Raw genomic sequence first — 15,165 nt, forward strand, 5'->3', positions numbered from 1 at the left:
GTCAAATATTTTTGACCTGTCAATTTTTTTTTACAAGCATGGGATAATGTCCGCTTCATCCTTCGACAGGCTCAGGATGAGGTGGCGGTTGGCTGTGATGTCTTTTGGTCGGGGCGGTCGCCTAGTCGGCGGCTACCCGCCAGACCACATTGCCCACATCGTCGGTGACGAGAAGTGCGCCGTCATTGGCGAGGGCGACGTCTACGGGGCGGCCGCGGGCCTTGTTGCCGTTGAGAAAGCCGGTGAGCACGTCGACTGGCATGCCGGATGGCTCTGCGCCATCGAAAGGAACGAAGACGACCTTGTAGCCAACGGCGGGCTTGCGGTTCCAGGAGCCGTGCTGGCCAACAAAGAGGCCCTCGGAGAAGGTTTCACCGAGGTTCGCGCCGTCAGCGAATTCAATACCGAGCGAAGCGGTGTGGCTGCCGAGGGCATAGTCTGGCGGGATCGCGGCCGCGACCATGGCAGGGTTGGCGGGCTTTACGCGGGTGTCGACCGTCTGGCCGTAATAGCTCCATGGCCAGCCATAGAAGGCGCCATCCTGGACCGAGGTCACATAGTCAGGCACGAGATTGTTGCCGAGCTCATCGCGTTCATTGACGGCAGTCCAGAGGCTGCCATCGCTGGCCCAGGCGAGGCCGTTGGGGTTGCGAAGCCCCGTGGCGAAGAGGCGCTTCTCGCCGGTCGCGATATCGACTTCCCAGATGGCTGCGCGGCCCTCTTCGGCCTCCATGCCATTTTCCGCGATGTTCGAGTTTGAGCCAACCGTAGCGTAGAGTTTCGTGCCATCCTCCGAGGCGAGGATATTCTTGGTCCAGTGATGGTTGATCGGCCCGGCAGGCAGGCTGGTCAGCGTTTCACCCGGCGCGGTGATGCTGGTCGCGCCTTCCTCATACGGAAAGGCGACGATGGCATCGGTATTGGCGACGTAGAGCGTGTCGCCGACGAGCTGCATGCCGAAAGGGGAATTGAGACCGGTGAGGAAGGCGTGCTTTTCATCCGCGACGCCGTCACCATTACGATCGCGCAGGAGCGAGATACGGTTGGCGCTTGGCACGGCCGCGCCCGCCTTTTCCATTGCCTGCTTCATGAAGAAGCCGCGGATGCCATCGCCATCTTCCGGACGGGGCGGCGCGTTGGTTTCGGCGACAAGCACGTCGCCATTGGGAAGGACATGCAGCCAGCGCGGGTGATCGAGGCCGGTGGCGAAGGCCTGCACGCTGAGCCCGTCTGCGGCCACAGGCATGGCACCTTCGGGCCAACCTGTCGCTTCCTGAACATTCACGACCGGGAGGAAATTGTTGGACGGCGCTGGCAGCTCTGGCGACGGGCCATAGCCAATCGAGACGGGGGCATCGGCGGTGGTGCCACACGCAGAGAGGGCACCAGCCAGCAGAGCAAACATGGAAATAGAACGCATCATCATGGGTCTCCTTCGAGAGGAGAAGATGGAGCGATTACCCGGTGAGGCGAACTGGCGCCGCCGATCAGCTGGCCATGCCTGACGCCCCTATCGTTTCGGCAATCCAGTCGCGGTACGGGCCGAGGGCGGTATAGACGCCGGGCAGGTTTTCCTCTGCGCATCCGATCCCCCAGCTGACAAGGCCGACCTGGACCGGCCAACCATCGTAGGAGGTGAGCGTGATGGGCCCGCCGCTATCGCCTGAACAGGCGTCGCGCCCCGGTGCACCCGCACAGAGCACGGCGTCTTCTGGCCATTCGGGAAGCGAGGCATCGCCTGTGATATTGCCGCCAAGCTCTGCCCGGCAGGTCTCATTGTCGATAACTTCAAGCTCTGCCTGCATCAGAGCGAGACTGGGGGCGAAGACGCCGCGCCCGCGTGCGTTGAGCGCGCCGGAATAATCATCATCTGCAGACGTGTTGCCATAGCCAGCCACCATGACCCAGTCGCCGGGGACAGGCTCAGCCACAGTGTCTTCGAACACGTTGAGCGACATGACGGGGCCGGTATAGCCCGCCTCGATCTCAAGCAGGGCGATGTCGGCGCCTTCGATGAAGCGCCCGGCTGTGTAGTCTGGGTGGATGTGGATGTCTGTCACGGCATAGGTGGCCGTGTCCTCACCCTCACCAAGATGTTCGCGCCCGATAGCCACGCGCAGCGGCCCGCGCTCTTCCATCGTGCCGTCATCAGCCGGGGCGTATTGCGTCATGCGGCCGTTGGAGCCTGAGGCGGCATATTCGACGCAATGGGCGGCGGTCAGCACCCAGCGTTCGGCGATCAGCGTGCCGCCGCACTGATGCATGGCGCTGCGCCTTTCCATGTACTGGACCGAGACCATGCCGGACCAGTCAGCAATGTCGGCTTCCTCACCGCCCGCGACGCAGCCTGCTGCCCCCAGCAGCAGCGATAGCCCGACCAGCTCTAGAGCGTGTTTGCGGTGCATAGAGGTCCCCTTCCTGCCTGCCCGTTCATTATCGCATAGAAAGCAGCTTGCCGGGGGTGAGGGAAGCCCTGCCTCTCGCTTTCAGCGCGCGGGTCTGCTTTGATGCACAAAATCCGTAATCGGGCTGAGGGAGTTTTCGACAATGACTTATAAGTGGCTGGCCGCGATGGGCCTTCTGGCGCTGGGCGCCTGTTCAAATCCTTCCGGCGATGAGGCCGCAAACGCGCCTGCAGAGAGCGCGAGCGAGACCGCGGAAACGAGCCAGACCGTTTACACGATCATGACCAGCGGCACGAAGATTGGCGACATGGTCGTCGACCGGGTGGGCAATGAGATCACGGTCGATTACGAGTATCGCAATAATGGCCGCGGGCCGACCATGGCCGAAGAGATCACGCTGGACGAGGACGGCATGCCTGTCGCCTGGACGGTGACCGGCAATACGACCTTCGGCAATGCGGTCGAGGAGAGCTTCAGCCTGGAAGATGGCGCGGCGAGCTGGACCGACTCGACCGGTAGCGGTGAAGCGAACGTCATCGAGCCGTCCATGTATATCGCCCAGTCGGGCACGCCCTATGCGCTGGCCGTCTATGCTGGCGCGCTGCTGGCCGATGATGACCGCTCCATGCCGGCACTGCCTGCAGGCTCTCTCAGCCTTGAAGAGCTGGACCGGGTGCAACTGGACGCTGGCGAAGGGACGGTCGACGCGATGGTCTATGGCCTGATCGGGCCAGAGCTCGACCCGACCTATTTCCTGATGGACGCGTCGGGCGAAGACTATCTTGGCATCATCTCGCCGGAATTCCTGATCATCAAGGAAGGCTTTGAGGGAAATGACGAGATGCTGCGCGAGCGTGCGGTGCAATACTCGACCGAGCGGTTTGAAGAGCTGCAGGCCGAATATGCGAAGAACTTCGACGCACCCGTCCGCATCACCAATGTGCGCATCTATGACCCGGCCAGCATGGCGCTGAGCGAGCCGTCATCTGTCCTCGTCGAGGATGACCGGATCACCGCCATCGAGGCGGCGGACGCAACCGGCGACGGCGAGTATGTCATCGACGGCAATGGCGGCACGCTGATCGCGGGCCTTTCCGACATGCACGGCCATATGGGCCAGAACTCAGCCCTTCTGAACGTGCTGGCTGGCGTCACCTTTGTGCGCGACATGGGCAATGACAATGAGGTGCTGGGTGAGCTGATCGACAAGATCGAGAACGGCACGCTGGCCGGGCCACGCATCGTCCGCTCCAGCTTCATCGAGGGCAAGAGCCCCTATAATTCCAATAACGGCATCATCGTCACCAATCAGGAAGAAGCCAATGACGCGGTCCGCACGTCGTGTGAAGCCGGGCACTTCTTCATGATCAAGATCTACAACTCCATGAAGGGCGAATGGGTGCCCGAAATGGTCGATATCGCGCATGAGTGCGGGCTGAAGGTGGCGGGCCACGTTCCGGCCTTCTCGCGCGCGAATGCGATGATCGAGGCAGGGTATGATGAGCTGACCCATATCAACCAGGTGATGCTGGGCTGGGTGCTTGAAGCTGAAGAAGACACGCGCACGCTGCTGCGCCTGACAGCACTCTCGCGCCTGCCGGATGTCGATCTTGATAGCCCGCAGGTTCAGGAAACGATTGACCTGATGGTGGAGAATGACGTCTCCATCGACCCGACACTGGCCATCCATGAGGCGCTGCTCCTCTCACGCAATGGCGAGACACGTGCCGGTGTGGCTGACTATATCGACCATATGCCGGTCGGCGTGCAGCGCGGCGCAAAGCAGGCCTGGTCGAACATCAAGACGCCGGAAGATGACGCCGCCTATGCAGGCGCTTTCGACCAGATCGTCGAGACGCTGTCGAGAATGCGCGAGGCCGGGATTACGATCTGGTTCGGCACCGATATGGGCGGCGCGTTCAATCAGCACCGCGAGATGGAGCTTTATCAGGATGTCGGCTTCACGCCGGGCGAGATCCTGACACGCTCCACGCAGGAAGCGGCCGATTATCTCGGCATGGGCGACGAAATCGGCTCCATCGAGGCGGGCAAGAAAGCTGACTTCTTCCTGGTGCCGGGCAATCCGCTGGATGACCTCGCGGCGATCAAGACCGTGCAACTCGTCATGAAGGATGGCACGGCCTATTTCCCAAGCGAGATCTATCCGGCCTTCGGCATCGAGCCATTCGTGGAGGCGCCTGAAGTGGTGGCACCGGCAGGCACTGAGGCCGAGTGACCGACATTGTCATCCACGTCGATGCGGATGCCTGCCCGGTAAAGGACGAGGTGTACAAGGTCGCGCTGCGCCATGAGCTGACGGTGAATGTCGTGGCCAACAGTTTCATGCGCGTGCCACAGCACAGGCTGTTTACGCGGGTGACGGTGCCCGAAGGCCCCGACATCGCCGATGACTGGATCGCCGAGCGGGCTGGGCCGCATACAATTGTGATCACGTCAGACATCCTCTTGGCAGAACGCTGCATCAAGGTTGGCGCGCGCGTGCTCTCACCAAAGGGCAAGGCGTTCACCACGAACTCCATCGGTCAGGCCGTCGCAACGCGGGCGATCATGGAGGACCTGCGCGGTATGGGCGAGCAGACGAGCGGGCCAGCGGCTTTCAAGCCCGCTGACCGGTCCAACTTCCTGTCGGCACTGGAAGTGGAAATCCAGAAGCTGAAGCGGGGACGCTGAGGCGGCTGCTGGCGCGGTCGGGCGTGACGCGGATCGTTGAGATGATTCCAGAACATCCGGCGCGCCCTCGTCCTTCGACTTCGCTCAGGATGAGGGCGGTCGTTGTCCGGGTGCTTCAGCGTTTCTGGGCGACGTAGAAGTTTGCGGACATGCTGCTGTCGGTGCGCAGGCTTTCGGTGAGGTCGAAGCCGTTATTGTCCAGCATGGAAAGGATGTCGTCTTCTGAAAGGAAGCTGACATTGGGTGCCTTGCCGACAGCCTGCATGACAGGAATGGCGAGGCGCAGGATGAAGGACGCGTCTTTCAGGCAGGCGGTGCTCTGGATGAAATAGCCGCCCGGTTTCAGGAGGGCGCGGACTTTTCTCGTGACGGCGTCCGGGTCGCGGCAGAGGTGAAGGATGTTGAGGCCGAGAACGACGTCGAAGCTGTGGCCGGCCGGGTCAAACTCCTCAATTCCGATACGCTGGAAATCGACATTCTGAATGTCGGCTTCCGCTGCCCTTACCCGTCCGACATCAAGCATGTTCTCCGCCAGGTCGGTGGCGAGAATATAGTCGACATGCGGGGCATGCAGGAGCGCCGTTGAGCCTGTCCCGCAGCCAAATTCAAAGACGCTGCTCTGCGGCGTCAGATATTTGCGGGTAATGGCGAGTTTCTTTTCATAGGTCTCCTGATCGGAGATGGGCTGGCGCGCATATTTTGATGCAAGCCTGTCCCAGAAGCGCTGATCGCTCTTTGATGCTGTTCTCATTTTCCGCTGTCCCCCACGAAGCGTATTTCTAAGCCTTAGGCGCCCGTAAAAGGTCCGGGTCAAGCTCTTCCAGACGGGTTGCGCCAAGAAGGGCCATGACGCGCCTGAACTCATCTTCCAGAATGGAGAGTGCCTTCTCCACGCCGCGCTGCCCACCTGCGCCGAGGCCATAGAGCGAGGCGCGGCCAAGCGCGACGCCGGTGGCCCCGCGCATCAGCAGCTTTGCGACATGCGCGCCACGGCGAACGCCGCCATCCGCGATGATATCCGCGCGCCCCGCCACCGCCTCTGCGATCTCTGGCAGGAGGTCGATCACCGGCACGGCCGTATCCAGCTGGCGTCCGCCATGGTTCGAGACCCAGACAGCATTCGCGCCAATCTCGATGGCGCGCTCTGCATCCTCACCGCGCGAGATGCCCTTGATCGCAAAGCCGCCATCCCATGCATCGCGCATCCAGCTGACATCATCCCAGGTGGTCGATCGTGAGAACTGCTCATTCACGAAGCCGATGACGCCGCCTGTCTGGCCTGCATTGCCGCCGCGAAGATGGGTGAAGTTGGCTGGCGTGATCTTCGGGCTCCGCACCAGGTCCCAGAGCCAGCGCGGGCGGGCGAGCACCTGGCTAGCGACTTTCAGGTTTGGGGTTGGCGGGATAGAGAAATGATTACGCGGATCGCGTTCCCGGTTGCCGGCGACCGGCATGTCGACGGTCAGGATACAGCCAGTGAAGCCAGCCGCCTTTGCCCGCTTCAGGAAAGTCTTCACGATCTCCTTGTCGTGCCAGACATAAAGCTGGACCCATTTGGGGCCGGGATTAGCCTCGGCAATCGCTTCCAGTGTCTGCGAGGCCAGCGTGGAGCAGGCGTAGATCACCTTTTTCGTATCGGCGGCCCCTGCCATGGCCAGCTCTCCCTTCGCCGGGTGGAAGAGCCGCGTTGATGCTGTAGGCGAAATGAAAAAGGGAAGGCGCGTCTTCTGGCCCATGATCGTTGTCGAACAATCGACCTTGGAGACGTCGCGGAGGGTGCGCCAGGTCAGCTGGTAATCGTCAAACCGGGTGACCGAATGCTTCAGCGTCACCTCATCCTCAGCACCGCCATCGATATAGTCGAACACCATGCGCGGCAGGCGCGCCTTCGCCATGGTGCGGAGGTCATCGATATTGGTGGCGCGGGCAAGCTTCATGAAAGAGGTGCTTTCACCGGAAGGCGGAACTGGAAGATCGATAGACGGCTCAGCAAGCCGGCGTCAATTGCAAGGCGAAATGGGAAACCTTGCGAGCCGTGTTGCGGGGTAAAAAAACGCCCACACACCGTTGAGGCATGCGGGCGTTTTTATATTGCGTCTGGCCGAGGCCTAGAAGGCGGTGTGGGCGCCGATCAGGATGACTTCGGTCTTGGCGTCATTGTCAGACCAGGTGCTACCATCCGGGAAGTTGCCGCCCGTCAGGAAGTTGAGCGGTGCAAAGCCATCGACGTGGATCGCCTCTGCGAAGATGTTCACATTGTCGATCAGGTAGCGTGAATAGCCGAGCACGAACTGGTTCTGGCGCTCCCATGGGGCACCTTCTTCGCCAGCGCGGAACTTGCTGAATTCCAGCGAGACGTAGTGGTCACGCTTGCCAGAAAGCAGCGTGTCGCCGAAGCCATAGCGGCCACCGACAGTCCAGGACCGCGTCTTCTGGGCGTCAAAGACGCTGAGCGGGTTGGTCGGGATCGGAACGGCAGAGCCCGGCCACACATCCGTCGTCTCGGCAAACTCACCAAGGAGCTCAAGATTGCCGATCGAGCCTTGCGCATAAGCGGCCCAGGCAGGGTTGTTGTCGTCACACGGGTTGAAGTGGAAGATTGGATAGTTCTGGCAGTAGGTAGACCCGTGCTGGTAGCTGGCGCCCAGCATCATCCAGTCGGCTTCGTTGAAGTTGAAGGTGTAGTTCGCATCGACGGCGAAATTGTTGATGCGCGATGGCACCCCGGTGCCTTCGACCGGGGCGTTGGCTGCGCGGAACTGGGCGCCGCCCTGGATCGCCATGGCGCGGATCATCAAATTCTCGTCGACATAGCCAAGCTGCGCGCCATAGGCGAGACCAGCAAAGGAGTGCCAGCTGGTCGAGTTGGTGAACGGGCTGACCGTATCATTGAGACCGAACGGGATATCGACCTTACCGACGACACCGAAGACAGGTGAACGCTCAAGATCGCCGATCATGAGATAGGCGCGCTGCATGAGAAGCTGGTTGCGGTCGCGGCCAGCGATCGTACCCGGACCAAAGTTCTGCTGCGGGTTGTAGAGGATCTCTGCATAGCCGGTCAGCCAGTCGGAGAAGTTCGCTGTGAAGCCAAGCTGGGCCGAGTGGATCAGCGCTTCGGAGACATGATCGCCGATCTGGTTTGCAGAGGTCGGGTTACGCATCAGGTAGCCGAACTTGGAGTCGCGGTTGCTGTCCTGATAGTTGGCGATACCGATGATCGAGCCGCTGATGGTGAGCGGCGTGGCGAGGCGGTCTTCGGCACGCGCCTTGAGCTGGATGATCGGCTTCTTGTTGACGTGTTCTGCGGCATCGAGAACGTCAAAGCCATAGGCGGCGTCCGCGCTGACAAAGCCAGTACGGTTCGCGAGCGTGTCGGTCGCGACCTCTGGGCCGTCACTTGCCGGAACGCGCTCGATCTGGCTGTCCTCGATCATGCCGTCGAGACGCGCCATCAGGGCAGCGTTCTGTGCTTCTAGGTTTTCGATACGCGCAAGCAGTTCTTCATTGCTTGGCGATTGTGCACTCGCAAATGGAGCGAGTGCGACCACGGCGAAAACTGCAACGCCGGATGCGAGCCTGGTGGCCAGTTTCATGAGATTTCCCTTTCACTTCGCGGGCTGCCCTCACAGCTCGCGTCCCCCCTCAAGCGCTGAAGACGACTCACAGCGCGCTTTCGGGTGCGCGGCTCATGGCACAAAATCGGCATCCTGAGAACCAGAATTGGCCTAACTACATGAAAATATGTAATATTTTACTTTTGAATAACCTTAACGGTCGGCGCCGCTCGGCCGTCTCAAAGTAGAGGGGAGACCTCAGCGAATGAGGCGGCAATTGCGTGCGCCCCTGCCGCTTCCAGACGTGCGGCGAGACCACTATCGGCATGCGCGCCGCCCGTAAAGCCGACAACGATCATCCCCGCCGCGCGCCCTGCCCGCACGCCGTTTTCGCTGTCCTCTATGACGAGGCACCGGGCGGGAGGTGCGTTCAGCTTGTCAGCCGCGTGGAGAAAAAGGTCCGGCGCAGGCTTTCCGTTTGCAACGAGGTCAGCTGAATAGACGTGGGCCCCGAATGCGGCTGCCAGGCCTGTGAGTTCCAGCTTGCGGTGGAGCTTGTCCTGCTCTGACGAGGAGGCGACCGCGACGGGGCCATCGAAACGGGTCGCAAGGTCGAGCGCGCCGTCTATGGCTGAAAGCTCCGCCTCGAAACGCGTCCAGATCGCGGCCTGTATGATCGCCGGGAAGTCGTGAGGCAGGTCTATGCGCCGGTCCTCGGCGTCCTGGCGGAGGGCGGCATGATAGTCGCGGTTATGGAGGCCCACAAAGCGGGAGAGGTACTCTTCATTGTCATAGACAAGTCCCCAGCCGGACAGGTGCTCGCGCTCCACCGCAATGGCGATGACCTCGGAGTCGACCAGGACGCCATCGCAATCGAAGATGATGGCCTCTGGTCTTTCCACCTAGCGGCGCCCGAACAGCTTTTCGATGTCGGCGAGTTTCAGCTCGACATAGGTCGGGCGGCCATGGTTGCACTGGCCTGAATAGGGCGTGGCCTCCATCTGGCGGAGAAGCGCATTCATTTCATCGGCATTGAGACGGCGGCCTGCGCGCACCGCCCCGCCCTTGCAGGCCATATTGCCCATGATGTCCTCGAACCGCTCTTTCAGAGCGAGGCCTTCCTCATACTCGGCAAAGTCATCGGCAAGGTCCTTGATGAGGCCTGCGGCATCCATATTGCCGAAGAGCGCTGGCGTCGCGCGGACGCAGACGGCTCCTGCCCCGAAGGCTTCGATCTCCAGGCCCATCTCGGCAAGCTCATCGGCGCGGTCGATGACGCGGGCCGCTTCGTCTTCGGTGAGTTCGACCACTTCGGGGATGAGGAGCGCCTGGCGTTTGACGCCATCGGTGGCCATCTGCGCCTTCATCTGCTCATAGACGAGGCGTTCATGGGCCGCATGCTGGTCGACGATGACGATGCCGTCGCGCGTCTGGGCCACGACATAGGTTTCGTGCAGCTGGGCGCGGGCGACGCCGAGCGGGAAGTCATGCTGTGTGGTTTCTGGCTGAGGCTCAAACCGGGCGGACGGGGCATCGTAGCGGCCGCTATCCTCTGCAAAGCCAGAGGCAGGCGCCTGCGGGGTGGCCCAATCCGGCATTGGCTGGGACGGTGCCTGCGGACGTGGCGGCGTGCTGCCATAGCTGTCGCGGAACAAGCTGGAGCGGTCCCAGACCGATGGCTGGGGAAGCGGCTGGTCCTTGGGGCGTTCTTCGCGCTGCATCTTGCCGAGGGCGTAGCCTGCCACCGTCGTGCTTGCGCGGTGCCCGGCAGCTGCCAGCGTATGGCGGAGCGTTCCAATGATAAGTCCGCGGACATTGCCGGCGTCACGGAAGCGCACTTCGGTCTTGGCCGGGTGGACGTTCACGTCGACAAGCTCCGGGTCGCAATCAACGAAGAGCGCAGCCATGGGATGGCGGTCGCGGGCTAAGAAATCCTGATAGGCCGCGCGGATGACGCCGGTCAGCATGCGGTCCTTCACCGGACGGCCGTTCACGAACAGGAACTGGTACTGCGCGTTGCCGCGGTTGAGCGTCGGCAGGCCTGCAAAGCCCGTCAGGGTGACGCCGTCGCGCTCTGCCTCAATGGCGAGGGCGTTCTCACGGAACTCGCGGCCCATGATGGAGCCAAGGCGTTCCAGATCGCCTTCAGGGGTCGCCTGATGGGCGGCATAGCGGAAGACGTTGCGGCCATTGCTTTCCAGCGAGATAGACACGTCGGCATTCGCCATAGCGAGGCGTTTAACCGCGTCGGTGACGGCCATCGTCTCGGCGCGCTCCGACTTCATGAATTTGAGGCGCGCTGGCGTCGCGTGGAAGAGGTCGCGCACTTCGATACGCGTGCCGGTCTCTCCCCTGCCCGTCCAGGCGGCGGGCTTTGGGCCTTCTACCCGGCCTGCCTCAACGAACACTTCGGACGCATCTTCGCCTTCGGCCTTGGAGGTCAGCGTCATGCGCGACACGCTGGCGATGGACGGCAGCGCTTCGCCGCGAAAGCCCATCGTGTGAATGTTGAGGAGATCGATCCGGCCATCTTCGCCGGGCGCGAGCTTTGAGGTCGCGTGACGCTCCAGCGCCATCAGGATTTCCGGCCCGCTCATCCCGCAGCCATCATCCTCGATAATGATACGCTTGAGACCGCCGCCTTCGATCGTCACAGAGATAGCGCGAGCGCCTGCGTCCAGTGCGTTCTCAACCAGCTCCTTGACCGCGGCTGCCGGACGCTCAACGACTTCGCCTGCCGCGATACGGTTTACCGCATCAGGCGGAAGCTGGCGAATCGTTGGCCGGGAGGCGAGGCGTGCAGAATCAGGCATGAGCCGGTCAGTGTATCAGGCTTTGGCGGCGCGCTGCAGGGGGCGATGGCGGTGTAGTGGCAAGCATTTTCGGGATGGTGGCTGACAAAACTAGGAGAAAGCCCCCTTCGACCCGCATTCGCGGGCCACTTCCCCCGCAGGCGGGGGAAGAAGGACTAGCGCTGATGGTGTGCCTTCCTCCCCCGTTTACGGGGGAGGTGCCCGGCAGGGCGGAGGGGGCGCGTAGATACAAAAAGGGCGACCCGTTGGAGCCGCCCTTTTCGATTTGTTCGACAAGGTGAACCCTAGCGGTTCGGGTCGCGGACGGCGTCCGGAGTCTCGTCGATATTGCTTTCTTCCATGTCGCCGGCTTCGTCGACATCGATCTGGCCGAGCACAGGCATTGGCAGGTCGGCGGTCTCTTCGATGCCTTCTGGTTCACCGACGACGATGAAGGTGAAGTTCGATGGCTGAAGGTATTCAGCGGCGATGCGGTTCACATCTTCGAGCGTCACGGCTTCGACCATGGCATTGCGACGGTCGAAATAGTCGACGCCGAGGTCTTCCAGACGCGCGCTCATCAGGCCGGAGGCAATCTTCGCATTGCTGTCGAAGGAGAGCGGGTAAGAGCCGGTGAGATAGGCTTTGGCGTCAGACAGTTCCTGTTCGGTGATGCCTTCGGCGACGATCGTTTCCATCTGGGCGGTGATGCCTTCGATGAAGTCGGCCGCGCTCTCATTCTTGGTCTGGCCGCCGCCAGTCCAGAGGTTGAGATGATCGCTGGTCGAGATGCCGGTATAGATGCCGTAGGTTAGGCCCTTCTCGACGCGCAGATCCTTCATCAGCCGGCTTTCAAAGCCCCCGCCGCCAAAGGTGTAGTTCAGCACATAGGCGGGGAAGAAGTCGTCATCGTCACGTGCCATGGCTGGCGCGGTGAAGGTCACGAGGCTTTGCGGCTGTGGCAGGTCCACGACGACGGGGGCCGTCAGCGGATCATTGAGCGCCACGTCTTCGATACCCTCGACGTCAGAAGTCGCCGGAAGCCCTGCCAGCGCTTTGTCGAGAAGCGGGGCAAGCTCTTCAGGCGTCATCGCGCCGACAGCGGTAACATAGAGGCGGTCGCCTGCCATGATCGCGTCCTTGCGCTCTGCCACCATTTGTGTGGTGAGCGCATTGATGCTGTCAGCGGTCTTGATGCGCGAGAACGGATGATCCGGCATGAGGGCCTGTGCGCGCGCCTGACCGGCAAGGAAGCCGGCATTGGTTTCGCGCGTGCGGATGCCGATCAGCTCTTCACGCTGGAAACGCTCAAACGGCTCCTGATCGAAACGCGGCTCATTGAGTGCGAGGGCAATCATTTCCATCGCTTCGTTCGCATTGTCGGTCAGCATGTTGGCCGAGCAATAGGTCGTTTCGCTATCGGCGCCGCAGCTGAAGCCCATATTGAGCTCTTCCATGCGTGTCGCGAAGGCGAGCGAGTCCATGTCACCGGCGCCCTCATTCATGAGGTAGGTGACCGCGTCGGTGAGGCCTTCCATGCCTTCCGGGTCGGTCGCAGAGCCGGTTTCCCACGCCATGCGCAGCGCCATGATCGGAATGGATTGCTCCTCGACCAGCCAGACGGAAATGCCGCCCGGCGTGGTGAATTGCTGGATCGTGGCGAAGTCGCCTTCGTGCACGGTCACGTCGATACCGGTCGAGGCTTCGGAGGTCGCCTGTTCCTGCGCGAGCGCAAGTGGCGAAGCGGCGAAAAGGGCGGCAGCCATTGCGCTGCCCGCAGCTAGTTTGAGCTTATTCATCGGTCTGGCTCTCCTCAGCGGCCTGCTCTTCTTCAGGAAGCAGGTGGGCCTCGATATAGTTCTTGTCTTCGCCGAGTACGCGGCGCAGCGCGGCAATGGCGTCGTCAGCCGTGACGCGGCGGATGTCGTCTGGATAGTTCATGACGTCCTCGACAGTGCCGCCAACAGCGAGCGTGCGACCGTAAAGGTTCGCCATGCCAGCCTGGCTGTCGCGCTGATAGATGGCCGAGGCGGCGAGCGAATTGCGCGAACGCTCAACTTCTTCGTCGGTGAAGCCATTGGCCAGAACGTCGTTCACGACAGCCATGTAGGCTTCTTCCAGCTCATCCAGCGTCACGCCGTCACTTGGGGAAGCCGACAGGACCGCCGGGGCGGTGTCGTGCAGGGACAGCCATGCGCCTGCGGAGGCATCATTGGCGATCTTCTGGTCTTCGACGAGGGCCTGATAGAGGCGGCTGGTGCGGCCACCGCCCAGCACGTCGAGGGCCACATTCAGTGCGTAGGCAAAGTCGCGGTCCTGCGTGAAGGAAGTGGAGAGATACCAGCGTTCCCATTCCGGCTGGCGGACTTTCGGGTCGCTATGGGTGATGAGCTGGGTTTCGGCCAGCGGCTCTACGTCACGCCATCCGCGCTGCGGCGGCTCGGTATTCGCGGACTCGATCTGGCCATAGGTGCGCTCAGCGAGAGTGCGGACCTCTTCTGGGGTGACATCGCCCGCGACGATGAGGATCGCCTCTGATGGGGTGTACCACTTGTTATAGAAGTCGAGACCGTCCTGCGGGGTCAGCGCGCCGACCTCTTCCATCTTTCCAATCACGGTGATGTTGTAGGGGTGGTCCTGATAGAGCGCGGTCATCACCTGCTCCTGCAGGATGACGCCCGGATTGTTGTCGATGCGCTGGCGGCGCTCTTCCTTGACGACGTCGCGCTCAGAGATGAAGGGGCCTTCCGGATCATCATTGATGATGAGGTCGGTCATCCGCTCCGCCTCGAGCTCCATCATGCGCTCGAGCTGGCTTTTCTCCACGCGCTCATAATAGGCGGTGTAGTCCCAGGATGTGAAAGCGTTGAGCTGACCGCCATTGCGCTGGACGATGGTGGTGAACTCATCTGGGCCGATATCGTCGGTTTCCTTGAACATGACGTGTTCAAAGAGGTGCGCGATGCCGGACTTGCCTGGGTCTTCATCGACCGCGCCGACCTTGTACCACACCATATGTGTGACCACAGGCGCACGGTTGTCGGGAAGGACGACGACGTCCATTCCATTGTCGAGCTCAAATGTCGTTGGCGACCATTCCGCCCCCGATGTGTCAGCGAAGGCGAGGCCGGTGCCAAGACTTGCTGCTGCCAGACCCCCCGCAAGAAAAGCTTTCATCATATTCCTCCGTAAAGCTGTCTGGTATTTGGCAGGTAAGGGATTGGCTTACGTGCCCGGTAGCTTGAGCCGCTCACCGCTGCCGCGCCCGATCGAGACAGGCTGGTCGCCGGTGGCGCTGTCAGAAACCGCGCCGTCCCCGGTATAGGACAGGATCTGGTCGGCATCGTCGGTCGTCTTGCGGACGAGGCCAGCCTCTTCATAGTCAACGATTGAACGAATGCGTGGGTTCACCGCGTTGGCGCCAGCTGCAGCGACAAGCGCCAGCTCAGAGGCGCTGGCATTCTGGCCAAGCTGCGTGCCGAAGGCTGCGACGCTCGAGTCGCGCGTCGGGTCAGCTTCTGCAGGGACGGTGGTGCCGGCGCGCGGCGGGCGAAGATTATATTCAGGCGGGACCGAAAGAGGCGCCTTGGTCACGACGCGGAACTCATCAGGGCCAGCATTGCCCGAGCCGCCGCCACCTGGAAGGATTGAGCAGCCACCCGCAGCGAGCAGCATGCTCATCGCGGCCGCGGTCAGGATCGATTGTTTAGGCGCCATCTT

Annotated in this window: 12 protein-coding genes; 2 read left to right on the forward strand and 10 right to left on the reverse strand. The window is 61.8% G+C overall.

Features of this window, described 5'->3' with window-relative positions; genetic code table 11:
* Nucleotides 1-121: 121 nt before the first annotated feature.
* Together KUV46_02430 and KUV46_02435 are read right to left on the reverse strand one after the other, a co-directional pair.
* The gene (locus KUV46_02430; protein QYJ01261.1) at nt 122-1,423 is read right to left on the reverse strand and encodes a sorbosone dehydrogenase family protein; all 1,302 of its coding nucleotides are present in this window, start codon (nt 1,421-1,423) and stop codon (nt 122-124) included.
* A gap of 64 nt (nt 1,424-1,487) precedes the next feature.
* Entirely contained in the window at nt 1,488-2,405 is a 918-nt protein-coding gene (locus tag KUV46_02435) for a serine protease (GenBank protein ID QYJ01262.1), read from the reverse strand.
* Nucleotides 2,406-2,547: 142 nt separating this feature from the next.
* Here KUV46_02435 and KUV46_02440 point away from each other — a divergent pair, with 142 nt between their 5' ends.
* Complete coding sequence (locus KUV46_02440; protein ID QYJ01263.1) at nt 2,548-4,641, forward strand: amidohydrolase family protein; 2,094 nt, start codon at nt 2,548-2,550, stop codon at nt 4,639-4,641.
* 5 nt (nt 4,642-4,646) lie between these two features.
* Nucleotides 4,647-5,096, forward strand: coding sequence for a YaiI/YqxD family protein (locus KUV46_02445; protein QYJ02336.1), 450 nt, complete (start codon nt 4,647-4,649; stop codon nt 5,094-5,096).
* Between the two features lie 115 nt (nt 5,097-5,211).
* On the opposite strand, the gene KUV46_02450 is transcribed toward KUV46_02445, so the two are convergent.
* The 8 genes from KUV46_02450 to KUV46_02485 form a co-directional block, all read right to left on the reverse strand.
* Nucleotides 5,212-5,847 carry a methyltransferase domain-containing protein gene (locus tag KUV46_02450; GenBank protein ID QYJ01264.1) on the reverse strand — a complete coding sequence of 212 codons (636 nt, stop codon included), beginning with the start codon at nt 5,845-5,847 and terminating at the stop codon, nt 5,212-5,214.
* Between the two features lie 28 nt (nt 5,848-5,875).
* Nucleotides 5,876-7,033 (reverse strand): alpha-hydroxy-acid oxidizing protein, encoded by a 1,158-nt coding sequence (locus KUV46_02455; protein QYJ01265.1) that lies wholly within the window; start codon nt 7,031-7,033, stop codon nt 5,876-5,878.
* Nucleotides 7,034-7,204: 171 nt separating this feature from the next.
* Nucleotides 7,205-8,692 carry a hypothetical protein gene (locus tag KUV46_02460; GenBank protein QYJ01266.1) on the reverse strand — a complete coding sequence of 496 codons (1,488 nt, stop codon included), beginning with the start codon at nt 8,690-8,692 and terminating at the stop codon, nt 7,205-7,207.
* A 200-nt stretch (nt 8,693-8,892) separates the two neighbouring features.
* Nucleotides 8,893-9,555, reverse strand: coding sequence for an HAD family hydrolase (locus tag KUV46_02465; protein QYJ01267.1), 663 nt, complete (start codon nt 9,553-9,555; stop codon nt 8,893-8,895).
* Nucleotides 9,556-11,466, reverse strand: a complete 1,911-nt coding sequence (gene mutL, locus KUV46_02470; GenBank protein QYJ01268.1) for a DNA mismatch repair endonuclease MutL — start codon at nt 11,464-11,466, stop codon at nt 9,556-9,558.
* A 284-nt stretch (nt 11,467-11,750) separates the two neighbouring features.
* On the reverse strand, nt 11,751-13,244 hold the full coding sequence (locus tag KUV46_02475; protein QYJ01269.1) for an insulinase family protein: 1,494 nt from the start codon (nt 13,242-13,244) through the stop codon (nt 11,751-11,753).
* Complete coding sequence (locus KUV46_02480; protein QYJ01270.1) at nt 13,237-14,622, reverse strand: insulinase family protein; 1,386 nt, start codon at nt 14,620-14,622, stop codon at nt 13,237-13,239. Before KUV46_02480 ends, KUV46_02475 begins: the two co-directional genes overlap by 8 nt.
* A 48-nt stretch (nt 14,623-14,670) precedes the next feature.
* On the reverse strand, nt 14,671-15,162 hold the full coding sequence (locus KUV46_02485) for a DUF3035 domain-containing protein (GenBank protein QYJ01271.1): 492 nt from the start codon (nt 15,160-15,162) through the stop codon (nt 14,671-14,673).
* Nucleotides 15,163-15,165: the final 3 nt, after the last annotated feature.

It is taken from the genome of Thalassovita mediterranea (genome assembly GCA_019448215.1).
GTDB lineage: Bacteria > Pseudomonadota > Alphaproteobacteria > Caulobacterales > Hyphomonadaceae > Henriciella.